The sequence below is a fragment of the Gottschalkiaceae bacterium SANA genome, from assembly GCA_036323355.1.
Classification (GTDB): Bacteria; Bacillota; Clostridia; order Tissierellales; family GPF-1; genus GPF-1.
On record AP028876.1, the window covers coordinates 447,291 to 474,222 of the forward strand.

Below are 26,932 nucleotides of genomic sequence, written 5' to 3' on the forward strand. Positions count from 1 at the left end.
AGGAGGGGCAAATGGAATCCTTTACGGAAGAAGTCGTGCAGGTGATCCGAAGCATTCCCTACGGGAAGGCGATGAGTTATGGGCAGGTTGCTGCTCTAGCGGGTAATCCTCGTGCAGCTCGACAAGTTGTTCGGGTGCTTCATACCATGAGCCGCAAAGAAAAACTACCTTGGCATCGCGTGGTGAACCGAAAGGGCGAGATTCGCCTGCCTCATGGACAAGGTTTTGAAGAGCAGAAGGCTTATTTAGAAGCAGAAGGCATTGAGGTGGATTCAAAAGGGCGAGTGGATTTAAGCCATTACGGTGTATAGTAAGAAAGCATAAAGAAGGTAGCGCGAATGCGTTACCTTCTTTTGTTGCAATTAAAGTAGACGAAAGATTAATTTAGGCTTGATTTTTTGTCTTTTTGTTAGAAATCGAATTGAAAGACAAGGATAGTTGAATAAATAAGGGTAAAGGATACATTGAAGGAGTGATTATAGATGTTGAAAGGCGGCTATATGGGGAAGGTATTGCGAGTGAATCTTTCCACCAAAAAAAGTACAATAGAAGAATTGTCGGAAAAATTGGTAAGAAATTTTATTGGCGGGGCTGGTTTTGGAATTAAGTACTTGTTTGATGAAGTGCCAGGGACAGCGGATCCGCTTGGTGATGAGAATAAATTAATTTTTGCTCCAGGACCCCTAAGCGGCACATCGGCTCCGTGTGCGAGTAGAATGGCAGTCGCGGCCAAATCGCCTTTGACGGGGGCGGTTGGCATGTCTCTTTCGGGGGGCTATTTCCCAGTGGAACTAAAGTTTGCTGGTTATGATGTTTTGATTATTGAAGGCAAGTCTGAAGAACCGGTTTATTTATGGATTAATGATGATATTGTGCAGATAAAATCGGCCAAGAAAATATGGGGAATGAATACTTTTGACACCCCGCGCATCATTAAGAATGACTTGAAGGAACAAAATGCAAGAATTGCTTGTATTGGACCTGCCGGAGAAAATTTATCTAAAATGGCAGCGATTATCAATGAAACGAGGGCTTTTGGCCGAAAAGGAATAGGGGCTGTTATGGGGTCTAAGAATTTAAAAGCTATTGCCGTTAGAGGCACACAAGAAGTTCCGGTTGCTGATGAGGCTGCATTTAAGATTGCGAGAGCATCCATGCTCTTGGCGATGAAAGAAAGTGCTCTTTATTCGAGGTTTTCTAAGTATGGTACACCAGCACTGGTGGAGGGGACTAGCGCATTGGGAATCTTCCCTTCTGAAAATTTTAGATCAACCGGGGAGATAGACTACGCGATCGATATTGGAATCGAGGCGAGTATAGAGCGAAGTCAAGGTTCTGAACGTTGCTATGGATGTCCGGTCGGGTGCACGCAACTTAAATTGGCTCGAGGTACGCAATATGCCGGAACGGTCTCAGCTCCGGAATATGAAACACACTATAGCTTGGGTGGACAAACTGGAGTGACGAATCTTGACAGCATTATTTATGGAGATCAATTATGCGACAAACTGGGGCTAGATACAGTGTCTGTGGGCGTAACAATTGGATTTGCCATGGAGCTATTTGAAAACGGTCTACTGACCTTGGAAGATACCAAAGGAATGGATTTAAGTTTTGGGAATCATGAGTCAATGATACAACTGATTTCGGATATCGCTTACAGGCGTGAAGGGCTGGGTGTGTTGCTGTGTGACGGCACCAAGAACGCTGCGGAAAAAATCGGCAAGAACTCCATGTTCTTCGCCATGCATGTCAAAGGCCTTGAATTTCCGGCGTATGACCCAAGAGGGGCGAAAGCTCATGGTTTGAATTTTGCAACATCCTACACGGGTGCGGATCATAATCGTGGATTTGCAATCCAGGAAGTTTTTTCGAATCCAAATCCAAAAGCGGTTGACCGATTTGCTACGGAAGGGAAAGGATGGCTGACGAAGTGGAATCAGGATGTACGATGTGCGACGACGGACTGCCCGACTATGTGTGGCTTTATACTGGATATCGCCTTGTCTGATGTTGCGCTGCAGAATACAGCGGATATGGTTAGCGGTGTTTCGGGATTGGATTTTACATCGGATGATGTTGGCCGGGTTGGTGAGCGCGTGAACAATCTGGCAAGGGTCTATAATATTTCCGCAGGATTTACAAGGGTGGACGACACCTTCCCGGAAAGAATTTTAACAGAGTTGATCAAGGCGGGCGGATCCAAAGGTCATGGGATCAGCCGAGAGGAACTGAATATGATGCTGGATGAATATTATCAGGAACGTCAGTGGACGTCTGAAGGGATTCCGACCAAAGAAAAGCTTGAAAAATTGGGGCTAGATGAGGCGATAGAATGTTTAAGTAAGTTGAATGTTTTCATGGGAAAGCGATAAGGTGATGCGAGTAAAGGTGATTACTATTTTTGGAATGATTGCCAGTCTTGGTGGTAAGAAAAAGCAAATGATCCAGATTCGAGAGGGTTCCAATATGATGGACCTTATGGAAGTGCTTATTGAAAGGCATGGGAGCTTGATAAAGGATAGGGTGTTTCATTTAGACAAAACCATCAAAAAAGATATCACAATCCTGCTGAACGGAAGAAACATATTGGCTCTGCAAGGATTTGAAACGAAGCTGACAGATGGGGATGAAGTTTTGTTGTTTCCTCCCTTGGCAGGCGGATGAAAATAGGAAGTGGGGAAAAAGAAAACACAAAGCTAAAAACGAGAATACGTGTGTAAACGAGGGATTCGATGTCATTTTCAAAGGTGTATAATAAACTTAGAGAGTTGAAATGACGGATGATGTAAGGGGGAGATTTTATGAATGCGCTTCATTGGTTTTCTTTTCCGCTGATAATTGAACTTGTTGGTGCTTTGCTTTTTCTATTAATTTTTTTGAAATTCATTGGAAAAGTGACGGGCGTAACTTCTTTCGCACAGAAGATCATTTGGAAATTAGCATTGGTGGGCTTCGTCGTCATGACGTTTATCAGTATCAATACCATGATGTTTCATTTTGAATTTGCGAGAGAGGCGAAATTAGATCGAGCAATCAGTGTCTTTAATGAGTCAAAATCAAGTATTGAAATTATCGGTATCGAAAAGAGTAAATCCGAAGTTTTCACATACGAGATGGATCGAAAATCGATTCATTTTTATGTGAGAGATCTGTCCACCAAAGAGATCGCACCTTGTTATATAAAAAGAGAAAATACGTATGTATATTTGAATGATTTCGTTGAGACGCCATTTATTATTTTCAATTCAACCGAGAATACCATTGATCTTCATCTTCCAGGCGATGCAATAAACGTGAGTGTAGGTGAAGTGAAAAAAGAAGCGCTCGATTTAAGGCAAATAGAGAGTGAATATTTGTGTTCGTTCTTGGCCAGCATAGATATTTTAGAGGAATGAAAGCTGCTTGACCAGGCAGCTTTTTTTGATGAGTTCACCCAATTCTTTGTATAAAAAAAGCAACCCCAATGGGATTGCTTGTCTTTTTTAATTAACGAACTGATGTTACGTTCTCTGCTTGAGGACCTTTAGCGCCTTGGGCAACTTCAAAAGTTACTTCTTCGCCTTCTTCCAAAGTCTTGTAACCTTCTTTGTTAATTTGTGAGAAATGTACGAATACGTCATTTCCTTCTTCAGAAGTGATAAATCCAAAACCTTTTTCTCCGTTAAACCATTTTACTGTACCATTCATTGTGTTTCCTCCAAAAATATTATTATTTGTTGCCTTTAATGTCTTTAGAGAAAACCTACTTCTCATTAAAGAACGTGTCTTGATGCGTTTCATTTTTCACTAATCTATTAAAGGTACAAATTAATATTACTATATTTTTAGGGAAAAAGCAAATTTGTTCAAGGGAAAAAAACGCAAAAAAAAGCGACCTCAAATGAGATCGCTTTTTGAATTAACGGACTGAAGTGATGTTTTCTGCTTGAGGGCCTTTGGCTCCTTGAGCAACTTCAAAAGTAACTTCTTCGCCTTCTTCTAATGTCTTGTAACCTTCTTTGTTAATTTGTGAAAAATGTGCGAATACGTCATTTCCTTCTTCTGAAGTGATGAATCCGAATCCTTTTTCTGCGTTGAACCATTTTACTGTACCATTCATTGTTGTTTCCTCCATATAGATAATTTTTATTCCTTTAAACCCTTAGAGAAAATTACTGATCAACAAAGAATAGCCTTGCATGGTTTTCAGATTCACTAATTTATTAAAGGTGCTCACTTAGTATACTATGGTTTTCAATAAAAAGCAAACTTATTTATGTGAACAAATAAATTGTATAAAAAAAAGCGACCTCAAATGAGATCGCTTTTTGAATTAACGGACTGAAGTGATGTTTTCTGCTTGAGGGCCTTTGGCTCCTTGAGCAACTTCAAAAGTAACTTCTTCGCCTTCTTCTAATGTTTTGTAACCTTCTTTGTTAATTTGTGAAAAATGTGCGAATACGTCGTTGCCTTCTTCTGAAGTGATGAATCCGAAACCTTTTTCCGAGTTAAACCATTTTACTGTACCATTCATTGTTGTTTCCTCCGTGTATCTAATTTTTATTCCTTTAAACCCTTAGAGAAAATTACTGATCAACAAAGAATAGCCTTGCGTGGTTTTCAGATTCACTAATTTATTAAAGGTGCTCACTTAGGATACTATAGTTTTTAGTAAATAGCAAACTTATTTATGTGAACAATAAAAGTTGTAAAAAAAAAGCAACCTCAAATGAGGTTGCTTTTAGGATTAACGGTTTGAAGTTACGTTTTCTGCTTGAGGGCCTTTGGCTCCTTGAGCAACTTCAAAAGTTACTTCTTCGCCTTCTTCTAACGTTTTGTAACCTTCTTTGTTAATTTGTGAGAAGTGTACGAATACGTCGTTGCCTTCTTCTGAAGTGATGAATCCGAAACCTTTTTCCGAGTTAAACCATTTTACTGTACCATTCATTGTTTGTGTTTCCTCCATATAGATAATTTTTTTCCTTTAACGCCTTAGAGAAAAATTCCAATCAACAAAGAATAGCCTTGCATGGTTTTCAGATTCACTAATGAATTAAAGGTTCAAGATAATGTTACAACAATGATGAAGAAAATGCAAATGTTTTCCTCACAATAATTGGAAACCCAATTTTGCATCTGAAGTATCATTGGGTATGATGGGTATATACGGATTTATAAAAGTTGAAAGCAAATACATTTATCGGCCGGGGGTGTGAAATGAAAGGGTATCCGTCTACGAATATTTTGAATAGAGAGTTGAGTTGGCTTCACTTCAATGATCGTGTTTTAGAAGAGGGGGCACGTTGTGATGTGCCTATTTTGGAACGGGCAAAATTCATCTCAATTTTTGCATCGAATCAGGATGAGTTTTTTGGTGTTCGTGTTGGCTCCTTGCGAGACCAGCGGCAAGCTAAATACAAAAAAGAGGACGCATCAGGCTTAACGGCTAAGGAACAGATCAAGCAGATATTTTCCCATACTCGAAAAGCGGTAGAGCGGCAATCTGAAATTTATTTCCTCTGGCTAAAAGAGTATGAAGAGTCGAATTCTCCGAAGTTATCTGTGGAAACGCTCACGCGGCAAGAACGCATGAATTTAGAATTGTATTTTAAAAGGAGAATCTATCCGAGTCTATCGCCCTTGGTCTTGGATCAGAATGTAACTCGATTTGCCAACGGGAGATTACACATTCTTGTGAAGTTGAAAAAAAAGAAAATGGGTGTCGTGCAATTACCGCCTCTTATGAGTCGAATCATCGAGGGCGTGGAGGCTGTTGGACGGTCAGGATTCTTTTTTTTAGAAGATATTATTGGGGCTTTCTCTCAGCGCTTATTCCCAGATGATTTGGTTATAGATATGGCGGTGTTCCGCGTGACTCGTAGTGAAGATATCCAGGTGGCAGTAGAAGATGCGGGCGACTTATTGGAAGTGATTGAACAGGCGCTTCCCCAGCGGGAGAACGGTCGAATCATTCGAATGGAAATAGCAGATGAACCGGCATGGGCGATTGAGTTTTTATCGAAATATCTGGATGTAAAGCCGAGGGATTTCATTCATGTGGATGCCCCTTTGGATTTGACGTGTCTGATGCGTTGGAAGCGTGTGAAAAATGGAAGTGTAGGACTGTATGAAAGCTTTGAACCCGCGGAGAAGCTTTGGTGGAAGGGTGATATTTTTCAAGCGATTCGAAAGATGGATCGAATTCATATGCTTCCCTACGAAAAATTCGATCCAGTTCTAAAGATGATGGAGCAAGCCGTTCAGGATTCACAAGTGATTGCGATTCAACAAACCCTGTATCGGGTAAGTAAAGAGTCCCCTGTGGTTGAAGCCTTGCGTCAGGCAGCTTTAAAGGGGAAACAGGTAACCGTGGTGATTGAATTGCGGGCGCGGTTTGACGAAGAAAATAATATTCGCTGGGCGCGAAGCCTTGAAGAAGCGGGTTGCCAAGTGATCTACGGCCACCCAATTCAAAAGGTTCACACCAAGGCATTAGCGGTCATTCGAGAGGAAGAAAATGGATTGAGGACCTATTTGCATTTGGGAACAGGAAACTATAACGAGTCGACGGCGAAACTGTATACAGATTTTGGGTATTTTACTGCGAATCCGGAGATGGGCCAGGATATTAGTAATATGTTTCACTATATTATGGGCTCGATGAAGATTCCGGAATTTCAGTTATTGGCGGTAGCACCCTTTACCTTGAGAACAACTCTATTGGATCGAATTGCGGATTGTGTACGATCGGCCAAGCGCGGTGAGGCGGCCTGGATTTTTTTGAAGATGAATTCTCTGGTTGATCAGCCTATGATTCAAGCCCTTTATGATGCATCTCGGGCCGGTGTTAAGATCGATTGTCTGGTTCGGGGGATTTGTTGTTTGCGTCCCGGTCTGAAGGGAGTAAGCGAGAATATTCAAGTGAAGAGTATTGTTGGTCGATTTTTGGAACATCAGCGAGTCTATTGCTTTTCCACAGGTAGTTGGGAGAAACTTTACCTTTCCAGTGCTGACTGGATGCCGAGAAATTTAAATCGACGAGTGGAATTGATGTTCCCCATTACCTCGCCCTTGGCGGTGGAGAATATTAAGGGGTGGATGCGCCTGCAGTGGCAGGATGAGAATCGTGCCCATTGCTTGAAAGCGGACGGCAGTTATCAGACGCTTTCTCGAGAAAAGAATGCACTGGATTCACAGGCTTGTTTTATTGGCGAATTGATGGAGAGGAGCGGAGAATGAAGCGAATTGGAATTGTTGATTTGGGGTCTAACTCCGTAAGGATGAGTATTATATGGGTGGAAGAGGATGATTCTTATCATATGATTGAACAGGCGAAGAGCATGGTTCGCCTCAGCGAAGGCATGTCGGAAGAGGCAAACTTGAGTCCGCAAGCAATGGAGCGGACGAAATCAGCCTTGAGTATGTTTAAAAAATTGGCAGGGGTTCATCAAGTGGATGAGATCCGTGCTGTGGCAACGGCTGCCGTTCGACAGGCAAAAAACCGTGATGTTTTTTTGGACCTGGTTCGAGAAGAAACGGATTGGGAGCTGGAGGTCATCTCTGGAGAAAAAGAAGCCTACTACGATTTTTTGGGGGTTGTCAACACGTTACCCTTGAAGGACTTTGTTTTGATGGATATAGGTGGAGGAAGTACGGAATTGGCGTGGATCGAAAATCGCCAATTGAAGCATGCTGTTAGCCTGCCTTTAGGCGCAGTTTTGTTGACCGAGTCGTATTTTCCAGAGGGGGAGGTTACTCAAAAAGGGATCAAAAAGGCTATGGAGCGTTTTGATGGAGCGCTAGATGAAATTGAGTGGCTGAATCAGGCAAAGGGATTGCCCATTGTTGGGCTGGGGGGAACATGGAGAAGCATTGCGAAATTGGATCGCTATGCAACAAGAAATAGCATTCAGCGAATTCATGGTTATACCTTAAACCGCAAAGAAACCCTGGAATGGGTGGAGGACCTATGGGGTATGACCAGAAAGGAAAGGGCAAAGGCAAAGGGGATTAGCGATGCGCGCGCGGAAGTCATTGTTGGTGGCATTATCCCCATCGAACGAGCTATCAAGCGCTTAATGCCTCAAGAGGTCGTTATTAGCGGTAACGGAGTGCGAGAAGGCTTATTCTACGAAGCCTATTTCACCATGATGGAGAAACCAATTATTGTGGCTAATGTTTTAAGCCATAGTTTGTCTAATATTGTAAAACGATATCATGAAAACGATCATCATCTTGAACAATTGGATCGATTGACCCGTGTGATTTTTGATGCACTTGAACCTGTCTATCATTTTTCCCAACAAGATAGTCAGCTGTTAACAGCAGCCATTCGACTACACGATATCGGGATGCGGATTGATTACTTCAATCATCAGGACCATAGTTTCTATTTGGCCTTGAACACAAATGTCTACGGCCTTAGCCATCGGGAACTGGTTCAGGTTGCCTGGATTGCAGGCAGTCATCGAGTTGATCGAAAACTTCACCAGTCTACACGGCACTATTCTGGGTATATGAATGGTGATGAGAAGCAGCGGGTTGAGCAATTGAGCGCAATTTTGATGATTGCAGAACAATTGGATCGTGCAGAGGACAGCCGGGTGACAAGTTTTGCTGCTAGCGTGACAGATCGTTCCTTGGTTCTTTCTGTAGGCAGCGAAGAACCCATTGAATTGGAAATTGTTTCAGCAAGACGTGCATCATTTGCATTCCGAAAGGCATATCGTCGAACCTTATTGATTAAGAGGAGTGAATAGAGATGAAAGTGACTTTTCAACAACAGACAGAAGCAAAGAAGGGCAAGACAGTGCTGGAAGTCGCGCAGGAATCCAAGGTGAAAATGAAAGCGCCTTGTGAAAAAGGGAAATGCGGGAAATGCAAGGTACGGGTGCTTGGTGGGGAATTGGCTCCATTGACCAAAGAAGAAGGTAAGGTGCTTAGCAAAGAAGAGATAAAAGATGGAATTCGTTTGGCTTGTATGGCCGAAGTAATTGAGGATGTGCAAATCGAAGTGGTAAAAAAAGAGAAAAAGAAATAATAAATAAGCGGAGAAGTCACCTAACAGGATGTCTTCTCCGCTTACTTTTAAGCAATGATTAAATAACGGGAAATCATAATGAAATGAGAGAGTGTTCCCCCCAGAATAAAGAGGTGAAAGATCTCATGAAAGCCAAAATGAGGAAGGGTCATCCATTTTGGTTTGATGGCGTAAATTAATGCGCCGATCGTGTACAGGGTGCCGCCCACAAGTAAGAGAACAAATCCCTGCAGTGCGATATTTTGATAGATCGACGGCATAAAGAAGACGGCAGCCCATCCCATTAAAACATAGAAGCTGGTATAGAGCCAGCGGGGAGCATTCAGGAAGAATACCCGAAAGAAAATGCCTGCCACGGTCTGAGTCCATAAAACAGCCAAAAGAATCAGTCCCATGGGGCGTGGAAGCGCCAATAGACAAACTGGCGTATAGGTGCCGGCAATCAGAACAAGGATCATGGAATGATCGATTTTTCTTAAAATCGTTTCCACGCGCTTCGATGATTTGACGGCATGATAGATTGATGATGCGCTGTACAATAAAATCATGCTTACGCCAAAGATAATGGCGCTGGTCAACTGGAGGGGACTGTTATGAAGCACGGATTTCACAATCATCCAGGTGAGCCCGGCTGCAGACAAAACTGCACCGATAAAATGGGTTATGGAGTTAACTGGTTCTTTTATTGAAAACATATGTGACTCCTTTCAGTTTCTAGTATTATTTTACCACTAAATGAAGACGACATGACAAAAGACGTGAAAAAAACATATAGACGTGAAAATGAGTAGAATGAAACTTCGGTTGGATTTTCTATAGAGAAATAGAGAGACCTTTTTGTTTGAATAGCGTGGGTGGTTTTATGTGTTGAAAGATTGACAATGAGGGATTATGGTAAAATAATATTGGAGGAAACGAATGATACGATTTGTAAGAATAGATAAAAAAGTAGGATCAGAAAAGCTAACTGAGATTGAATTTCAGGCGCATCTTCGTTTTATGGAGAGGTCTGTTGAAGAGATGCCCATGATGGCGGGAGGATTTGTAGGAGATCCGGGTGGAATGGTTATTTTTGAAGCGCAATCATTGAATCAGGCGAGAGCGTGGGCTACTCGGGATCCCTTGTTTGAATCTGGGAAATATAAATTTCAGCTTTACGAGTGGTCTTTGGTTTTTAATACGATATCTGGAGGGGAGGATAGCCATGGGAACGGGAAAGACGGAAAAGTTTGATCCGGCATTAGCGAATTTAAAGGATCATCCTGCATTTGAACCATTTCAAGTGAAGCGAATGATCTTGCTTGAGGATGCAATCGAAAAAGGGATTGTTGACGCTCAGGAAGCAGTTTTGCATGCGAAAATAGAAGGGGAATCGATGGTGCTGTTAACACGGCAGATGACCTATCATCATGTTGCCCAAGGCATAATTGGAGAAAAACCATGGATGGTGTCTTTCTGACCGGCCTGTAATACGGGTGTCTGGATGACGCCCCTTGTACGAGGGCAGCAACTCACCTTTGCCACCTATGGATTGTATCAAGGATTGTCTTTGTTGGCCGACAAGGAGACAGGGTCTTATTGGGATCATATTACTGGAGAGTGTATCCATGGGGAATTCCTTGGAGAGAGATTGGATGTGCGTCCCTTGTTGCATACCCGTGCAGATTTGGTTCGTAAAGAAAACCCAAAAGCGCAAGTTGCAATTTCGAAACTTTCATGGAGACGGGATTTAATGACGAGGGTTATGCGGGTTGCCATCAAGAAGAAGTGGTTGCCATCAATCTTTAAAAAACAATTCAAGCGTACGGATGAGCGCCTGGATGCTGTTGAAATGGGTCTTGGCATCTGGCATGGGAAGGAAGCTAAGTTTTATCCCGAACGGATAGTAGAGGCGGGACCGATTCAGGAAACTTGGCAGGGAATCGATTTGATTATTCGAATCCATCCAGTAAGCAAAATTCCAGTCGCTGAAGTTCTAGTGGAAGGAAAGGGAAAAGAAATTTTACAAGTGCATTCCATGTGGTATGGATTTGTTGCAACATTTCCTCGGACGGATATTTATTCGGAGGAGTTATGAATCGTTGAAAGGAAATACTGAAATGTATAGCCGATCAATTGGAGCTGTTCTTATTTATCGGAATACCAGAGAAACTTGCGGTTTAATTTCAAGAAGCAATGGATTGGATGATCGAACTGAGGGAGCGAGGATCGTTGAAAAAGAAAATTGAGGAAATGGCATCGTTCTTTGATGCGCGAGCTGATGGATATGATCAGCATATGCGAGACAATATTCAGGGTTTTGTTAAATATTACCAAGCTTTGGCAAAACCGATTGAGGGAAGAGGCGATGCGTTTCGCATCCTTGATTTAGGTTGTGGAACGGGGCTGGAATTTCCCTATCTATTTGAAGCGGCACCGCAAGCATTGATTACAGGAATGGATATCTCGGAGGAGATGATGCGGGAAGGCTCAAAGACCCATCGAGCCTTTGGAGATCAGATTCAATGGACACGAGGCTCTTATGTGACAGATCCATTGGGGAAATTGGAGTATAAGGTGATTCTCTCTTCCATGACTATGCATCATTTCTTTGTCCATGAGAAGAGAAAGATCTATCAGAAGATTTTCGACGCAGTGAAGATGGGGGGCATATACATCGAAGGTGATTATATGGTTTCATCGGATGAGGAAGTAGCGGCCTTGGCACGTTACTTTGAGCAGACTGAGAATAGTGAAGGGGCGGAAATTGGAAAATTTCATTTGGATATTCCTTTTTCGGTTAAAAGGCAGGTCATGCTTTTAAAAAGCGTTGGTTTCGATCCGGTACGAGTGATTTACAGGACTACAACGAATGCTGTTTTGGTGGCAAGTAAGCTGAAGAAGTGAAAAAAGATACAAAAAAGGAGCTCAGCTGAGCTCCTTTGATTTTTGGTTATACTTCATATAACAGGTTATAATAAAAACGTCAAATTGGCAAGAAAAACTTTGAATTTAAGAGCATAAGCGAGGATCATGATTATGCTCTGGGTGGGAAGAATCAGAACGTGAGGTATGGGAGTTTCTCTTCCCATTCTTTTTTGATAAACTAAGCTTCCAAGAAACGAGAGGAGGATGCGGGATGCAGGCAAATAATCACCCGGATTATAGAAAAGAGAAAAAACAATTGAAGGAGACCACACAGGTGTGGGATCATCGTACCAACCATCTGACTTTAGAGATCGTAGAGAGGGAAGAAAAGCTGAAGACCCTTAGAAGCGGCGGAGGTGGCGGATACAGCAATGAATACGAGATTGCGGCCCACCTGTATGAGATGGCTGTGCGAGAGCGAGGGATGTTGGAGAGATCCAGTGACAAGCCTTACTTTGCGAGAATCGATTTTTTGGATGACGGCAAGCAGAAGACGGAAATATTCTATATCGGTCGTGTTGGGGTGGAAAATCCAAGCGATGGAACGCGGCTGATTCTGGATTGGAGAGCACCTATGGCGAGTCTTTATTATCGAGGTGAATTGGGTGAGGTTATGTTCAAGGCGCCCGAAGGTTTGGTGATGGGTCAGCTTCAGCGAAAGCGGCAGTATGAAATTGAAGAACGGCAGCTGATGAATATTTTTGACAAGGACCTAACGCCCATGGACGAATTTTTACAAAAGGCCCTGTGGCAAAAGAAGGATAACCGCTTAAAGGATATTGTTTCAACGATTCAAGAGGAACAGGACGGCGTCATTCGAGCGGAAAAGAACTGTGTAGTGTTAACCCAGGGGGTTGCGGGATCCGGAAAGACCACAATCCTGCTTCACCGCATTGCTTATCTCCTTTATACCTATCAGGATGAATTGCCACCGGAGTCGATTTTGCTCTTGGTCCCCAATCATCTTTTTCTTACCTACATTCAAGAGGTCTTGCCCGAGCTGGGGGTTGATCAGATTCAACAGGGGACCTATGAGGAAGTTGTATTAAAACGTATGGAATTGGCTGATCAAGCTCATTGGCACCAAGAAGGGATATGTGGAAAGCTCAAGGGGGATCTTAGGTGGATTCAAGTGATGGAGTCGGTGATTGACGCCCTGCCTGAATTGATTTTACCCAAGGAGGATCTTTGCTTTCAGGATGTCTGCCTCTTTTCGGCGGAAGAAATTAAAGAGATCTTTCAAGAAGAATATGCCTATTTGCCCATCGGTGCTCGATTTGAGCGGGTAAAGAAACACATTCGAGATAAGTGGAATGCAAGGCGGGACCAAGTCTATGGAGAATGGACATGGGAAATTCTAGAGAGTGAAAGTAGAAGCTATGACAAGCGAGACGCCTGGATGGAAGCTGTGAAAAAGGATGGTCGCAAGGAGCTTAGAAAGGCATTAAAGCAATGGCCAACCCTGTCGGCCGTAGAGGCAGAAGAAATATGGCGTTCTGATTTGGATCTCTATGAGAAGAGTTTGATTGATTTTTCTGAAGAGGAGAAGGGAAGTCTTCGCTTTGAATCAAAACGAACCCGAGAAGATCTGCCAATCTTATTTTTGCTGCATCAGCTTTTGTGGGGCAAAAAAGATTCAGAAACCCTGCGCCATGTCGTAATTGATGAGGCACAAGATTACAGTCCGCTACAGATGGAAACGTTGAAGCGAATTTCTAGAGGAAATTCATTTACCATTGTGGGGGATGTGGCACAGCAAATTTCGGCAACCCGTGGCATTACCGATTGGAAAGAAATATGGGGACCAGTTTTTCCTGATTTAGATGTTTCTTATCAGACCCTAGAAACCTGCTATCGATCCACTACTGAGATTATGTCTATTGCCAACAAGGTATTGGCAAGTTTGAAGACAGCTACAGCTGGAAAGGTGCAGGTGCTTTTGCGCCATGGAGAGGATGTTAGCAGAAAGCGGTACAAGAATCAGCAGGACTTGATTGAAGATTTTGCTGGTCGCATCAGTGACTGGCAGACAAATGGTCTGCAGACCATTGCGGTGGTAACCCGCACCTGGGAGGAAGCGGAATGGGTGCACGAAACCCTAATCAAAGAGATTCCAGAGGTTCAATTGCTTCATGAAAGCGATCCCGAATATCAGGGTGGATTGGTGGTTTTGCCCGTGCGGGTTGCTAAGGGATTGGAGTTCGACGGAGTCTTGATTTATGAGCCGACAAAGGGGATCTGGCCGGAAGAGGATCTGCATCTTCGTCAATTGTATGTAGCATCTACACGCGCCCTTCATATGTTACACTTAGGGGGAACAAACGAGTGGATGGATGCATTGAAGGAGGCATAGCATGCAGGTATTATATGGAACTAATAATCCCGGAAAATTGAAGAGGATTCAGGCTATTTTTCGAGAATCGAATATCGATATTGTTGGGCCTCAGGACTTGGGGATTCAAATAGATGTGGAAGAAACGGGGCAAACGCCCCTAGAAAATGCAAGATTGAAGGCAAAAGCTTTTTATGCGCAAGCGGGAACTCCAACCTTTGCTGTTGATTCCGGTTTGTATTTGGATAAGCTACCGGCAGACAAGCAACCAGGGGTATTTGTACGTCGTGTTAATGGCGTGGAGTTGAATGACGAAGAGATGTTTGTTTACTATCAAAACCTATTGGTCACCTTGGGGGGGCGGTCTCCAGGCTATTGGTTGGACTGGCTTGTTTTGATTGATGAAGGGGGGCAACTCTTTGAAAATGAGTATCGAGAAGAAACTTTTCTAACGGCAGAAGCCAGTTTAGTTGAGATTTTGGGTCAGCCAATCAGTGCCTTGGAGATCGACCCGGAGCTAAATCAATATAAAACGGAAATTACGCCGGAACAGCGCCTTGCAAAAAGCAATCGCTTTGATCGACGCATCTACAATTTTTTGACCATGCATTTGGAGACTAGTGATATTTGTGGTTTAGCACGAGAGTTTGCACGCGAGCAGATGGAGAAAAATCCGGTGCGGGATCGATTGAATCGGAGCTTTCGTGACCGATGGGCGCATACCAATCGGGTATTGTCGTGGGCAAAACGGCTTCAAAAAGAAGAGGGTGGCGATTGGGAGATGATTGAATTAGCTACTTGGTTACATGATTGCGGGTACGATAGGGCGCGGCCCCACGCGGAAATTGCAGCGGAAAAGGCGAGTAAATTCTTTGCCATACATCCATATGATCGGGCAGAAGACGTCATTTCACTTGTTCGCAATCATAGTCGAAAGGAAGAGGACTTAGCCTTGTCTGTTGAAATGCGCGTGCTGATGGATGCGGATACATTGGATGAGAAGGGGGCGCTTGCGGTCTTGCTTGATGCTATGAGCGAAGTGGTTGAAAACCCCCATGCTTGTTATGAAGATGTTTATGGTCGAATTTTACGATATTTTCCTGAAGTGCGTCGGGAGGCTCGCCGATTGAAAACGGAAGCAGGTAAACGAATTTTCAACCGGAAGATCCAATGGATGGAAGGGTGTATTGCGGCAATACGAGAAGAATTGGGAGAATAGAATGAATAGCGATTTTTTAAAAAACCTAGAGAGGTGATGCCGGTTAGGCATGCTTTCTAGGTTTTTTCTATGGGATCGGACGAAAGGCAGGGAGAAGGCATGGCTAGCGCAAGCTATCCTTATATTTCTTTGGGGATACCCCGGTATAGTTTTTGAATGCCCGGCTGAAATAATGCTGATTGTTGTAACCTGATTTTTCCGAGATTTCTTTGATAGAAAGCTCGTTGCTGGTTTCCAGCAACGTTGTGGCATTCTCCATTCGAATTTTCGTTAAATAGTCGGTAAAATGATAGCCGGTTTGTTTTTTGATTAAACGGGCAAAACTTGAAGAGCTTAGATGGAAATAGCTGCAGACCGTGCTAACATTTAAGTTTGTATCGGAAAGATGGTTGATCATATATTGAATCACATGATTTTCGGTGGTTTGTAGATTTTCTTGCGATTTTTTTTGGTTACATTTGCCATCTAGGCAATTGATCGCGGATTGTATGACCCTATGGAATTCTTTTTCATTGATGGGTTTTAGCAAATACGAATGGACTCGATTGGTGATGGCTTCTTGGGCATATTCAAATTTATTATAGCCGGATATGATGATAATGATGATCTCTTGATCTTGTTGACGGATTTTTTTGATTGCATCAAGGCCATTTAGAAAGGGCATGTTAATATCAAACAAAACAATCTGAGGATTGAATTCTTTTATCTTAAAGAGAGCATCTAAACCATCTTCTGCATTGACAATGGTTTCGAATGATTGGTTGAATGGTTGCAGCAGGTTTTCTATGTTATTTCTGATGATACTTTCATCATCGGCAATCAGTATTTTATACATCTTGTTCTCCTTCATTTTTAAGGCAGGGGATGACCAGTTCAATCGAGGTTCCTTGGCGGAAACTGCTTTGAATATTGAATTCGGATTTTTCCGCATAATGAAGTTTTAATCGCTGCGAAATATTGTTGAGTCCAAAATTATCTTCAGAAATATTGTTTTCCAGATTGGTTCTGACTTGTGTTAACCGTTCTTCGGTCATTCCGATTCCATCATCGGTCACTGTGATGACCAATTGATCCTCGCGTTGATTGCAAATGATTTGGATAAACCCAGGTTTTTTCTTGTGCTTTAATCCATGATTGATTGAATTCTCAATGAGCGGTTGCAAAATAAGTTTGGGAACCGATATTGAAAGCAGATCCTCGTCGACATAAAAGTCGTAGAAAACTTTTTCACTATATCGAAAATGCTGGATTTTTAAATAACTTTCCGCATGGAGAATTTCATTTTTCAAGGTAATGGTTTCAGCGCCTTCGCTTAAAGAAACTCGAAAGAAGTTGGATAAGCAGTCGATATACTCCGCAACATCATCGGCACCTTGCTTCTGAGAAAGCCATTTTAAAGATGCGAGGGTGTTGTATAAAAAATGGGGATTGATCTGTGCCTGCAAAACGTTTAAATAGGCTTTGCGTTTTTGTTCTTCGGTAGCAGTAATTTTTGTAAATAAGTCCTTGATGGTGTCCAACATTAGGTTGTATGTTTGACCCAAATAATAAATTTCGTTTTTGCCTTTGTCGGTGTAATAGGCATTTAGGTCGCCTGACTTTACATGGATCATCTTCTGTTGCAGATTATTAATGGGTTTTACAATGCTAACAGATGCTGCATAGGCGATTAACGTACCAATAAGAATCATGACGATCACAATGAGTTGCATATTCTTTGTGATTTTATTGGTGTTGGCAAACATGGTGGCATTGTCAATTTCCGTGCAGAGGATCCAGTTTTGAGAATAGGGCACAGGAGAATAGAAAATGGTGCTATCATTCATATCGATCATTCCCGACTGGATGGGATTGATTTTGGTTAATAAATTTTTTTTGTCTTCAAAACTCATCACATGAGAAAATTCGATCGGATTCATGGTATAAACCAAGCCATCGGAGTTCATGATCCAAGACCTTCCGCCGTACACGTCGATTTGACGCATCAATTCGCTCAGTTTATCGACTTTGATTCCGCCGATAAATAAGGTTTCTTTCAGTTCTTTGTAGTTGATGATCGGATAATAGATGAGGACCACATCGGAATTCAGGTATTCAACCTTCTTTGGTTGGGATACAATATATTCTGATGTGGAATTTTTAATTTTCAGAAATTCCTTCCGCGTGATCAACTCAAACGTTTGCTCTCCATTGACCCAACTCTTGCCGTTCAGTGCCCCGTAGGCGAAGAGATCGGATGTTTCACCAAAGGTTTCCCCTTTCATATCAAGGATGTTGTTGATATAGGGGATGGTAACCCGCATATCCATAGATTTGAAGGCAGGCATTTGGGACAAGAGTCTGAACTCGCTGATTACATTGAATAAGCGTAGACCGATTTCACGAGATTTGGAGTCAATGAGAATGCTGGTTTGCTCAGTGGTGGCTCTTGTGTTTTCCGTTCTGACACTGGAACCGGTTGTGGCGTAAAATATGAGAAATGAAGTTAAAAGACAGAGTGTGATAATCAACACGATTTTATGTTTAATAGACATAGGTTTTACCTCTTAGAAGTTATCTTAAGTATTCGTATTACTTTCTGAATCATAGTATATCTTTTTTTTGCCGTGATGAAAGCAAAGTGCAAAAAAATGATGGGATTTTATAAACTTTCAGCTTAATGTGAGTGTAAAGTATAAAAACATGAAGAGCCTATGCAAATACAAAAAAACTTGAGAATGTTATTATTATAACAAGCTTTATCGGACAAATGAAGCGTTGGCGAAAAAAATGTAGGGGAGTAATGAAGATGAAGAAAGTTTTATGTATCTTATTAGTTGCATGTATGGCATTTACTATGGTTGCCTGTGCTGCTAAAACAGAAAGTAATCCTGAAGAGGCTGCTGGGAAATATACAGCAGGGACTTACGAGGGTGTAGGAAAAGGGAACAATGGCGACATTGTTGTTGAAGTGGTACTAACGGATTCAGAGATCGCTGAAATTACAGTGAAAGAACATGCGGAAACAGCGGGTTTGGCGGATGCACCGTTAAAAGACATTCCTGCAGCAATCATTGCAGGACAAACACTTGCTGTTGATACAATTACCGGTGCAACCAATGCTTCAAATGGTGTCATCGCTGCAGTTACAGCGGCTCTTCAAGCAGCTGGTGTAGATGTTTCGGCACTACAGATCAAAAACGAAACAGCGGCGGCGCAGGTTACCATTGAAGATGCAACCTATGATGTTGTGGTTATCGGTGCCGGTGGTGCTGGTCTTTCAGCGGCGATTAAAGCAAAAGTAAGCGGTGCTGAAAATGTTGTTGTAATTGAAAAGATGCCATTTGCAGGCGGAAACACACTCCTTTCTTATGCGGAACTGGCATGTGCGGGAAACTGGCTTCAGGTTGAAAAAGGGATCGAAGACAGCAACGAGCAATTTGCTAAAGAGATGTGGGAAGGCGGCGGAATGCTTGCTCGCAAAGAAATGGTCGACACAGTCGTAAACAACGCATTGGATGCGGCGCTTTGGTTGCGAGATTATGTGGGTGTTGAATATCAGGATTATTTGGTACACGAAGGTGGACACAGCGTAGCTCGTGCTGTTGAACCGATCGAGTTGGGTGCTGGTATGATTACACCGCTGGTAAAAAAAGCGGAAGAACTTGGCGTACAGATCATGTACAATACAAAAGCGGAAGATCTTGTTCAAGATGAAACTGGTCGAGTTGTTGGCGTTCAAGTTTCAGCTGGGGAAAGCACAGCGACATTCACAGCGGACAAAGGTGTTGTTCTTGCGGCTGGTGGTTTTGGCGCAAATATTGAGATGCGTGAGCAATATAACAAACGCTGGCCAACATTGGATGAGTCTGTACAGACAACAAACTCTCCAGCGATCGTCGGCGACGGCATTTTGATGGCAGAGAGAATTGGTGCACAGCTTGAGGGAATGGAGCATATTCAACTGTACCCATTCAACAATCCAATGACAGGCGTCTTCTACGGAATTGAAGCGCCGAGCTGGAGCGGTGAAGGCTTGATTTATGTGAATATTGATGGAAATCGATTTGTGAATGAGATGGGTATGCGCGATGTGCGTGCCGAAGCGATTTTGGCGCAAGAAGGTGCTGTTTATGCAATTTACAACCAAGAGGTTGCAGATCGACTAAACATGGAAGTCAAATTTGCAGATGAGTACGCGAAATGCCTGGATGGTGGTGTTTATTACAAAGCGGACACGCTTGAAGAGGTTGCAGCGTACTTCGAAATTAATGCGGACAATCTTGTGAAAACAATGGATAATTACAACAAATACATGACAGAGGGTGTGGATCTAGAATTCGGACGCACAACTGCCATGGTGCCAATGAATGAGGGTCCTTGGTTCATTCTAAAAGGTATTGTTTCTGTTCATCATACAATGGGTGGCGTTATGATTGATACAGATGCTCATGTGCTTGATACGGAGGGTAATATCATTCCAAGTCTATATGCAGCAGGTGAGGTTACAGGAAGTATTCACGGAAACAACCGTGTGGGTACTTGCGCCATTTCCGATATCACTGTATTCGGTCGAATTGCTGGTGAGAACGTAGCAACAGGCAAATAATCAAAGATATAAAAATCCCGGAATCTTAAGATTCCGGGATTTTTTCGTGTTATCGATTCTGACCTTCAATTCATAGGGGCATTACTCCGCCATTTCCAAGGCGATTTTCATCATTTCAGTAAAAGCATTTTGTCTTTCTTCAGCTGTTGTTACCTTGTGAGTAACCAGTGAGTCAGATACGGTCAATAGGCAGGCAGCTTTTTTGCCTGTCGCTTTGGCGTTGGCAAAAAGTGCAAAGGATTCCATTTCAACCGCTTTACAGCCATGTTTATCACGGACCATTTCAAAGTAACCTTCTTGTCCATTGTAGAAAACATCGTTGGAATGGATACGGCATTTGTGCAAGTCGATTTCCAGTTCTTTTGCAAAGCCTTCAAGCTTGTCGTTCAGCTCTGGAGAAGGAAGCATGACATCGTCTTCAGACCCACTTTGGACCTTGGCATAAGCGGACTCGCTATAGGCGTCCGTTGCAAGAATGACATCATAGAGTTCTAGCTCGTCGGTATATGCGCCGCAAGAACCGATGCGGATAATGTTTTCTACTCCGTAGAATTGGAACAATTCAAAGGAATAGATGCCGATGCTTGGCATGCCCATTCCGGAACCCATAACAGAAATTTTCTTGCCTTTGTAGGTGCCGGTAAAACCAAGCATACCTCGCACATTATTGAATTGCACTGCGTCTTCTAGAAATGTGTCGGCAATAAATTTTGCGCGAAGCGGATCTCCGGGCATTAAAACGGTCTTTGCAACGATGCCTTGTTGATTGACACCGATGTGTGGAGTTGGGATATTCATTGGTTAGTCTCCTCTCAAATTTGTATTCTATGAAAACCTTTCCCTAATAGTGTACCCTTCTTTTCTGGTTTTTGCATGTTCTTATTATGGATAAGGGACCATCGTCCTAGGGCAAGAGACAAGATTGAAAAAAAGAATTGACAAATAAACATTGTAGGTAATAAAATGAAGATGTTAATAAAACGTTTTACTAAAACGATTAATCGGTGGTGAGAGTATGAGTGTGACAATGAAAGAAATCGCAAAAATGGCTGGGGTCTCCATAACAACGGTGTCTATGGTGATCAACGGAAAGGATCAATCCATTGGAGCGGAAACCAAAGCACGGGTGCTTCGAATCATTGAGGAACAGCAATATGTGCCCAATGGAATTGCTCGGAGCATGATTACCAAGCAGACCAGCACCTTGGGGCTTCTTATTCCCGATATTACCAATCCCTACTTCGCTAGCATGGCACGTGGGATTGAAGATGCGGCAAGTAAGGCGGGCTTTCACGTTATTCTTTGCAATACGGACGAGAGTCCAGAGAAAGAAGTTGAGTATTTACAACTTTTGCGTAAGCAAAATGTAGATGGGGTGATCTTAGTTTCAGCGGCAGTTGTTGAGCATGCTGAAAGGCGGATTCGAAAGGAAATTCAAAAGCCGCTGATTTTTTTAGATCGGCGGGGACGTGATCAAACGGAAGCCAGCGTTGGTTTTGAAAACCGTCAAGGAGCTTATCTTGCAACCAAGCACCTGATTGAAGCGGGGCATCGAAGCATTGGCTGTATCACGGGACCACTGAAGAACCGTTCAGCCGCGGAGCGATATAAAGGATACCAAGATGCATTGAACGAAGCCGGGATCAAATGGAATCAAGATTTGATTGTGGAAGGCGATTATCAGATGGCTGGCGGCGAAGCGGGCATTCGGCGCTTGAAGGACAAGGACATTACGGCTTGTTTTATTGCCAATGATTGGATGGCCTATGGCGCTTATAAGGCGTGCTATGAAGAAGGAATTCAAATTCCGTCAGATTTGTCCATTGTTGGATTTGACGATTTAATGATTTCACAGGCGATGATTCCGCCATTAACGACGATTCATCAGCCCAATACGGAAATGGGAAAAACGGCGGTACAACAAATTGTTGCATGGATTCAATCGGGAAACCAGCCGAAAGAAAATACGATGTTTGAACCGGAATTGGTAATTCGAGATAGTGTTTGCCTAAAGAAAGAGGTGCCTAATGGATAAAGTGATACAAGCGGCAAAGGGAACAATTCCCTTTGATTTGGTGATCCGAAATTTGAAGTATGTAAATTTGATCACTCGGGAGATCTATCCGGCGGAGATCGGAATTACCGATGGTAAAATTGCTCATGTTAGCCAACCGAATGAAAGAGGTTTGGAGGCAAAAAGTTATTACGATGCTCAGGGCAAGCATGCCTTGCCAGGGTTGATTGATACCCATGTGCATATTGAGAGCAGTATGATGAATCCGGCGCACTTTGCCGAAGCGATTGTACCGCGAGGTACGACGACCATTGCAGCCGATCCCCATGAAATTGCCAATGTTTTGGGAACCGCTGGTGTGAAGTATATTGTCGAATCCAGTGAAGAAATTCCCATAAGCATCTTTGTTTTGGCACCATCCTGTGTGCCGTCAGTACCGGGAATGGAAACAGCTGGGGCTGCTTTTGGTCCAGTTGAGATCAAAGAGATGCTTAAGCTTGAGCGTATGATTGGTATTGGCGAGGTTATGGATTTTGTGGGTGTTCTCGAGCAAAGCGAACGAATGAGCGGGATTGTTGGTGCTGGCAAAGAGGCCAAACTTTTTGTGCAGGGGCATGCGCCGTCTTTAAGTGGACGTGATTTGTCAGCCTATTTAAGCGCGGGAATCGAGTCGGATCATGAAACATCCTTTAGCGAGGAGGCTCGAGAAAAATTGCGTGCCGGCATGGTGTTGGAATGTCGAGAAAGCTCGATTGTTCATGACTTAGAAGCCTTGGTGCCGGTGATCAAGGAATTACAATATCCAGATACGACGACGCTATGTACCGATGATCGGGAACCGGATGACCTTCTACAAGAGGGGCATTTGGATCACGGGATTCGTCGGGCCATTGCCTTGGGCATGCCACCAATTGAAATTTTGCGAATGGCAACCCTACATGGTGCGCGGCTTTTGCGCTTGAGGGACCGCGGCATCTTAACACCTGGAAAACGTGCGGATCTGATTCTAGTAGAAGATTTGGAAGAATTTACTGTTGACGAGGTCTTTGTTGCTGGAGAATTGGTTGCAAAAGCGGGTGCAATGACGGTTGAAGTGACAGTGCCATCTCATCCAGTAGAGGAACATAATTCAGTTCATTTGGATCGTCCGATTACGGAAGCCGATTTTGAGGTGCGAGCCTCAGGTGATGTGGTTCGATTGAATGTGATTGCCTATACGCCAGAAACTCATATTCTGACCAAACGAGTGGTCCGGGAATTTCCCGTTGAATCTGGTTTGGTGGTCATGGATGACGTTGAGCTTTGTCGATTGGCAGTTTTTGAACGACATGGGGTCAATGGAAATCGATCACTTGGAGTCATTCAAGGATTTGGTCTGAAAGAAGGGGCGATTGCCAGCACGGTTTCTCATGACTGTCATAATTTGGTGGTTGTTGGTAAGGATCCTCACGATATGAAGATTGCTGCAGAAGCTTTGCTTGCATCCGGTGGAGGCATTGTCTGTGTGAAAGATGGGAAACAGCTTGCGATGGTGGAACTGCCAATTGCAGGACTGATGTCGAAAAAAGGCTTGGCAGAGATGGCTGTCGAGACTAAAAAGCTGAAAGAAACCATCATAAGCTTTGGTATTGATGCGGTATCTCCGATCATTCAGGTAGCGGCTTTTGCCTTGCCGGTGATCCCGGAGATCCGATTAACGGATATGGGATTGGTGGATGTAATTCATCAGTCTTGGATTCCATTATTTGAACAAGGAGGAAAAGAAAATGAGTAAAAAAGTATTAATTGCAGGTGAATCATGGATGAGTCATACGACCCATGTTAAGGGGTTTGATTCTTTTACGACTTCCGTATATGAAGAAGGAATCAAATGGTTAAGAGATGCCTTAGAAGGTGGCGGCTACCAGATAACATTCTTGCCCAACCATATAGCAGGGGAAGCATTCCCTTACACGGTGGAAGAGTTGAATGAGTATGACGCTGTAATCTTGTCAGATATTGGCGCTAATACCTTGCTATTGCCGATGGATACCTTTATGAGAAGTCAAGCGCGTCCGAATCGTTTGAATGTGATTGCGGATTATGTGAAGGCCGGTGGTTCTCTTTGTATGGTAGGCGGTTACCTGACCTTTATGGGAATCGACGCCAAAGGACAATACAATCACACGGCAGTGGCTGAGATTCTTCCAGTTGCTATGTTTGACCGCGATGATCGAATGGAAAATCCGCAAGGGGTTGTTCCAGTGATCGAATCGGATCATGAAATTTTCAAGGGAATTCCAAAGGAGTGGCCGGCATTCTTAGGTTACAATCAAACACAAGCAATTGTGGAGGGACAAGTCCTTGCAACTGTGAATGGTGATCCATTTGTAGCGATTCGCGAAGTTGGCAAAGGTAAGACGTCAGTCTTTACTTCGGATTGCTCACCACATTGGGCACCACCTGAGTTTGTGAATTGGGAACATTACAAGACATTTTGGGTGAACATGATGGATTGGATGTGCAAATAGTAAAATTGCTTCAGCTTTTGGCTGAGGCGATTTTTTTCTTTGAAAGAAAGTGCCATATGGCATTTTTAAATGGATGAAATTCCGATATACTAATAACAATGATTAAATGAAATCTAAAAAGCAATTAAATTAAAACTTTGGAGGAAATGAAATGAATATACCTACACCACATATTGAAGCGAAAATGGGTCAAGTTGCGAAAACGGTTCTAATGCCAGGAGATCCATTGCGCGCGAAGTTTATTGCTGAAACATTTTTAGAAGATGTGAAACAGTTTAACGGCGTTCGTGGCATGCTGGGTTATACAGGAACCTACAAGGGACGAGAAATATCAGTTATGGGTCATGGCATGGGGATTCCATCTGTTGGAATTTACTCATACGAACTTTACGCATTCTATGGCGTTGAGAATATTATTCGAATCGGTTCTTGTGGTGCCAATACTTTGGATTTAGACTTGTATGATGTCGTTTTGGCCACAAGCTGCTATAGTCGATCGACATATGGACAAGAGTTAGCTGGATATGAAGAGGACGTTTTTGAGGCGGATGCCGAGTTGACTGCGAAATTGGAATCGATTGCGAATGAAATGAACATTCCGGTTACAAAAGGTTGTGTAAGCTCAGGTGATGTATTTTATGCGCAACCTTCAGAAGAACGCAAGAAGCGTTATGAAGAGAAAGCGATTATTGCCATGGAGATGGAATTTTTCGGACTTTGCGCCAATGCGAAATTGTTGAACAAGAAAGCGGCATGCTTGTTAACGGTATCGGATCATGCCTTGACAAAAGAAGAGACAACTTCAGAAGAGCGACAAACAGCTTTTACCAAGATGATGGAAATTGCATTGGAAATGGCTGAGTAAGCAAGAAGGTGTTTCAACGAAGCGAGGATAAAGTATGAAAGAAGTAACAAAAAGATGGATGATCTCCATTCTCGGTGTGATTGTAGCCTCCTTTTCAATCGTGATGTCGATTAAAGCCAATTTTGGTTTGAATGCCTATAATGGCTTATTGGGCAATATTTCGGAAGCAACGGGTTTGACCATGGGAATATTTAGTTGGACCACTGGATTTCTTTTCATTTTATTCAACATGGTTGTTTCGAAAAAGAAGAAATTCAATTGGAGTGCTTTGCTAGTTTCCTTTATGTTCGGTAGCTTTATTGATTTCTTTTATGTGCTATTGGCAGGAGATGTTGCCTACGAATCTTTGATGATTCGCTTAGTCGTGTTTCTATCGATGATTATAACGGCGGGAATGGGTATCAGTCTCTTGATATTCAGTGGTATTATCTCTCCGGTAGAAGAATATCAATTTGCCATAAAAAAAATATTTAAGACCACCATTGCGACAGCAAAGGTGTATTCCGATATGTCTTTTCTAGTGGCGGCCCTAGCGGTTAGCCTACTCAGCCATAATGGTTTTGGTCTTATTAATGTCGGTACCATCGTGGTTACGTTGACAACTGGTCGGGTCATCGGAATGACCTTGGAGTTATTGAATCGAAATAAATCGACTGCTCTAGTCGAGGCATAGAAGATAAGCTTGATCCCCTTTCCAAAAAGGAAAGGGGATCTTTTTGTATGAATTGACATCTACCAAAATTTCTAAGACAATAAAGGGAAGAAAACCCTATTGGAGGTGTCGAATATGCGAATGGAAGAACTTCAGAATGAATCGGAAGAGTTGAAGGATTTGATCCGTGATATGCCACAGGAGATTATGCAACGATGTCGAGTTAAACATATTGCTCCTCAAGTTGAGATTATGAGAAAGTTTGAAAAAATGACATACGTATATATCCTTTGCGAGGGAGAATGTGATGTTTTGCGTTCATTCAAGGATGGGCAGCTTTACGTTTTAGGGAAGATCAAAGGACTAAAATTGATCGGAGAGCAGGAGGTTTTGGCTGAGATTAACGAATTATCTGCAACCGTCAAGACGGTTACAAAGTGTCGATTTCTGTTGATTCACCAAGAAGATTTTTGGGACTGGATACGTTGTGATTCTCATGCAGCAATTTTCCTGCTGAAATATATGGCGAAGCGTTTGAATGAAGCAACTCGAGAAGCGGGTATTCCATTTTATTATCCAAGCATTTATTTGCTGAAGAAATATCTGGTGGAGGCATATGAGGAGGCAAAGTCAGAAACGCTACGTGTACAAGTTAAAAGGCAACAGATTGCGGACGAGCTAGGGATTAGCCTACGTAGTGTGGAGCGATGTGTTCGGGAGCTGAAAGATGAGAGGTTAATCCGCATAGTCAAAGGAAAGATGGAAATTAATCGAGATGAATATGATGAAATAGTGGATACATTGGAAGAATAGGAATATATTC

The 26,932-nt window shown here is 42.8% G+C and carries 27 protein-coding genes and 1 pseudogene; 20 read left to right on the plus strand and 8 right to left on the minus strand.

Annotated features, from left to right (window positions below; translation table 11 throughout):
- The first annotated feature begins 11 nt into the window (after window positions 1–11).
- From AC25CA_RS02220 to AC25CA_RS02235, 4 genes are all read left to right on the plus strand, one after another.
- Window positions 12–311: an MGMT family protein gene (locus tag AC25CA_RS02220; RefSeq protein ID WP_486815409.1), complete on the plus strand. Its 300-nt coding sequence runs from the start codon at window positions 12–14 to the stop codon at window positions 309–311.
- Window positions 312–482: 171 nt separating this feature from the next.
- A complete protein-coding gene (locus AC25CA_RS02225) occupies window positions 483–2,375 on the plus strand; it encodes an aldehyde ferredoxin oxidoreductase family protein (RefSeq protein ID WP_486815410.1) in 1,893 nt (630 codons plus the stop codon).
- 4 nt (window positions 2,376–2,379) lie between these two features.
- Window positions 2,380–2,667: a ubiquitin-like small modifier protein 1 gene (locus tag AC25CA_RS02230; RefSeq protein ID WP_486816588.1), complete on the plus strand. Its 288-nt coding sequence runs from the start codon at window positions 2,380–2,382 to the stop codon at window positions 2,665–2,667.
- Between the two features lie 137 nt (window positions 2,668–2,804).
- Window positions 2,805–3,398, plus strand: a complete 594-nt coding sequence (locus tag AC25CA_RS02235) for a hypothetical protein (RefSeq protein ID WP_486815411.1) — start codon at window positions 2,805–2,807, stop codon at window positions 3,396–3,398.
- Window positions 3,399–3,489: 91 nt separating this feature from the next.
- Here the strand turns inward: AC25CA_RS02235 and AC25CA_RS02240 are convergent, their stop codons facing one another.
- The 4 genes from AC25CA_RS02240 to AC25CA_RS02255 all read right to left on the minus strand — a co-directional run bounded on the left by AC25CA_RS02240 (window position 3,490) and on the right by AC25CA_RS02255 (window position 4,930).
- Window positions 3,490–3,690, minus strand: a complete 201-nt coding sequence (locus tag AC25CA_RS02240; RefSeq protein ID WP_486815412.1) for a cold-shock protein — start codon at window positions 3,688–3,690, stop codon at window positions 3,490–3,492.
- Between the two features lie 211 nt (window positions 3,691–3,901).
- Complete coding sequence (locus tag AC25CA_RS02245; RefSeq protein WP_486815413.1) at window positions 3,902–4,102, minus strand: cold-shock protein; 201 nt, start codon at window positions 4,100–4,102, stop codon at window positions 3,902–3,904.
- A gap of 213 nt (window positions 4,103–4,315) precedes the next feature.
- The gene (locus tag AC25CA_RS02250; protein ID WP_486815414.1) at window positions 4,316–4,516 is read right to left on the minus strand and encodes a cold-shock protein; all 201 of its coding nucleotides are present in this window, start codon (window positions 4,514–4,516) and stop codon (window positions 4,316–4,318) included.
- Window positions 4,517–4,729: 213 nt separating this feature from the next.
- The gene (locus tag AC25CA_RS02255; RefSeq protein ID WP_486815415.1) at window positions 4,730–4,930 is read right to left on the minus strand and encodes a cold-shock protein; all 201 of its coding nucleotides are present in this window, start codon (window positions 4,928–4,930) and stop codon (window positions 4,730–4,732) included.
- A 269-nt stretch (window positions 4,931–5,199) separates the two neighbouring features.
- Between AC25CA_RS02255 and ppk1 the strand changes: the two genes are divergently transcribed.
- The 3 genes from ppk1 to AC25CA_RS02270 are packed head-to-tail and all read left to right on the plus strand — an operon-like array spanning window position 5,200 to window position 9,022.
- The gene (gene ppk1, locus AC25CA_RS02260; RefSeq protein ID WP_486815416.1) at window positions 5,200–7,221 is read left to right on the plus strand and encodes a polyphosphate kinase 1; all 2,022 of its coding nucleotides are present in this window, start codon (window positions 5,200–5,202) and stop codon (window positions 7,219–7,221) included.
- Complete coding sequence (gene ppx, locus AC25CA_RS02265; protein WP_486815417.1) at window positions 7,218–8,741, plus strand: exopolyphosphatase; 1,524 nt, start codon at window positions 7,218–7,220, stop codon at window positions 8,739–8,741. Before ppk1 ends, ppx begins: the two co-directional genes overlap by 4 nt.
- Window positions 8,742–8,743: 2 nt before the next feature.
- The gene (locus AC25CA_RS02270; protein ID WP_486815418.1) at window positions 8,744–9,022 is read left to right on the plus strand and encodes a 2Fe-2S iron-sulfur cluster-binding protein; all 279 of its coding nucleotides are present in this window, start codon (window positions 8,744–8,746) and stop codon (window positions 9,020–9,022) included.
- Between the two features lie 47 nt (window positions 9,023–9,069).
- Here the strand turns inward: AC25CA_RS02270 and trhA are convergent, their stop codons facing one another.
- Entirely contained in the window at window positions 9,070–9,717 is a 648-nt protein-coding gene (gene trhA, locus AC25CA_RS02275; protein ID WP_486815419.1) for a PAQR family membrane homeostasis protein TrhA, read from the minus strand.
- Between the two features lie 223 nt (window positions 9,718–9,940).
- Here trhA and AC25CA_RS02280 point away from each other — a divergent pair, with 223 nt between their 5' ends.
- The 6 genes and pseudogenes from AC25CA_RS02280 to AC25CA_RS02305 all read left to right on the plus strand — a co-directional run bounded on the left by AC25CA_RS02280 (window position 9,941) and on the right by AC25CA_RS02305 (window position 15,480).
- Window positions 9,941–10,255, plus strand: a complete 315-nt coding sequence (locus AC25CA_RS02280; protein ID WP_486815420.1) for a YciI family protein — start codon at window positions 9,941–9,943, stop codon at window positions 10,253–10,255.
- Window positions 10,227–10,481 (plus strand): hypothetical protein, encoded by a 255-nt coding sequence (locus tag AC25CA_RS02285; protein ID WP_486815421.1) that lies wholly within the window; start codon window positions 10,227–10,229, stop codon window positions 10,479–10,481. The genes AC25CA_RS02280 and AC25CA_RS02285 overlap by 29 nt, the downstream gene beginning before the upstream one ends.
- A 12-nt stretch (window positions 10,482–10,493) precedes the next feature.
- A pseudogene (locus AC25CA_RS02290) lies at window positions 10,494–11,099 on the plus strand (DUF3179 domain-containing (seleno)protein); the annotation flags it as partial.
- Window positions 11,100–11,233: 134 nt separating this feature from the next.
- Complete coding sequence (locus tag AC25CA_RS02295) at window positions 11,234–11,908, plus strand: class I SAM-dependent methyltransferase (protein ID WP_486815422.1); 675 nt, start codon at window positions 11,234–11,236, stop codon at window positions 11,906–11,908.
- Between the two features lie 232 nt (window positions 11,909–12,140).
- A complete protein-coding gene (locus tag AC25CA_RS02300; RefSeq protein ID WP_486815423.1) occupies window positions 12,141–14,282 on the plus strand; it encodes a HelD family protein in 2,142 nt (713 codons plus the stop codon).
- 1 nt (window position 14,283) lies between these two features.
- Window positions 14,284–15,480 (plus strand): non-canonical purine NTP pyrophosphatase, encoded by a 1,197-nt coding sequence (locus AC25CA_RS02305; RefSeq protein WP_486815424.1) that lies wholly within the window; start codon window positions 14,284–14,286, stop codon window positions 15,478–15,480.
- A 103-nt stretch (window positions 15,481–15,583) separates the two neighbouring features.
- Here the strand turns inward: AC25CA_RS02305 and AC25CA_RS02310 are convergent, their stop codons facing one another.
- Both AC25CA_RS02310 and AC25CA_RS02315 read right to left on the minus strand, forming a co-directional pair.
- The gene (locus AC25CA_RS02310) at window positions 15,584–16,315 is read right to left on the minus strand and encodes a response regulator transcription factor (protein WP_486815425.1); all 732 of its coding nucleotides are present in this window, start codon (window positions 16,313–16,315) and stop codon (window positions 15,584–15,586) included.
- A complete protein-coding gene (locus AC25CA_RS02315; RefSeq protein WP_486815426.1) occupies window positions 16,308–18,014 on the minus strand; it encodes a sensor histidine kinase in 1,707 nt (568 codons plus the stop codon). Before AC25CA_RS02315 ends, AC25CA_RS02310 begins: the two co-directional genes overlap by 8 nt.
- Before the next feature lie 254 nt (window positions 18,015–18,268).
- On the opposite strand from AC25CA_RS02315, the gene AC25CA_RS02320 reads away from it, so the two are divergent.
- Window positions 18,269–20,068, plus strand: coding sequence for a flavocytochrome c (locus tag AC25CA_RS02320; protein WP_486815427.1), 1,800 nt, complete (start codon window positions 18,269–18,271; stop codon window positions 20,066–20,068).
- Window positions 20,069–20,149: 81 nt separating this feature from the next.
- On the opposite strand, the gene deoD (AC25CA_RS02325) is transcribed toward AC25CA_RS02320, so the two are convergent.
- The gene (gene deoD / locus AC25CA_RS02325; protein WP_486815428.1) at window positions 20,150–20,866 is read right to left on the minus strand and encodes a purine-nucleoside phosphorylase; all 717 of its coding nucleotides are present in this window, start codon (window positions 20,864–20,866) and stop codon (window positions 20,150–20,152) included.
- Window positions 20,867–21,083: 217 nt separating this feature from the next.
- Between deoD (AC25CA_RS02325) and AC25CA_RS02330 the strand changes: the two genes are divergently transcribed.
- From AC25CA_RS02330 to AC25CA_RS02355, 6 genes are all read left to right on the plus strand, one after another.
- Window positions 21,084–22,103, plus strand: coding sequence for a LacI family DNA-binding transcriptional regulator (locus AC25CA_RS02330; RefSeq protein WP_486815429.1), 1,020 nt, complete (start codon window positions 21,084–21,086; stop codon window positions 22,101–22,103).
- Window positions 22,096–23,856 (plus strand): adenine deaminase, encoded by a 1,761-nt coding sequence (gene ade / locus AC25CA_RS02335; protein WP_486815430.1) that lies wholly within the window; start codon window positions 22,096–22,098, stop codon window positions 23,854–23,856. The genes AC25CA_RS02330 and ade overlap by 8 nt, the downstream gene beginning before the upstream one ends.
- Window positions 23,849–24,592: a glutamine amidotransferase gene (locus AC25CA_RS02340; RefSeq protein WP_486815431.1), complete on the plus strand. Its 744-nt coding sequence runs from the start codon at window positions 23,849–23,851 to the stop codon at window positions 24,590–24,592. Before ade ends, AC25CA_RS02340 begins: the two co-directional genes overlap by 8 nt.
- Before the next feature lie 151 nt (window positions 24,593–24,743).
- Window positions 24,744–25,457 (plus strand): purine-nucleoside phosphorylase, encoded by a 714-nt coding sequence (gene deoD / locus AC25CA_RS02345; RefSeq protein ID WP_486815432.1) that lies wholly within the window; start codon window positions 24,744–24,746, stop codon window positions 25,455–25,457.
- A gap of 34 nt (window positions 25,458–25,491) precedes the next feature.
- Window positions 25,492–26,130, plus strand: coding sequence for a YczE/YyaS/YitT family protein (locus AC25CA_RS02350; protein WP_486815433.1), 639 nt, complete (start codon window positions 25,492–25,494; stop codon window positions 26,128–26,130).
- A 114-nt stretch (window positions 26,131–26,244) separates the two neighbouring features.
- The gene (locus tag AC25CA_RS02355; protein WP_486815434.1) at window positions 26,245–26,922 is read left to right on the plus strand and encodes a Crp/Fnr family transcriptional regulator; all 678 of its coding nucleotides are present in this window, start codon (window positions 26,245–26,247) and stop codon (window positions 26,920–26,922) included.
- The last annotated feature ends 10 nt before the right edge of the window (window positions 26,923–26,932 follow it).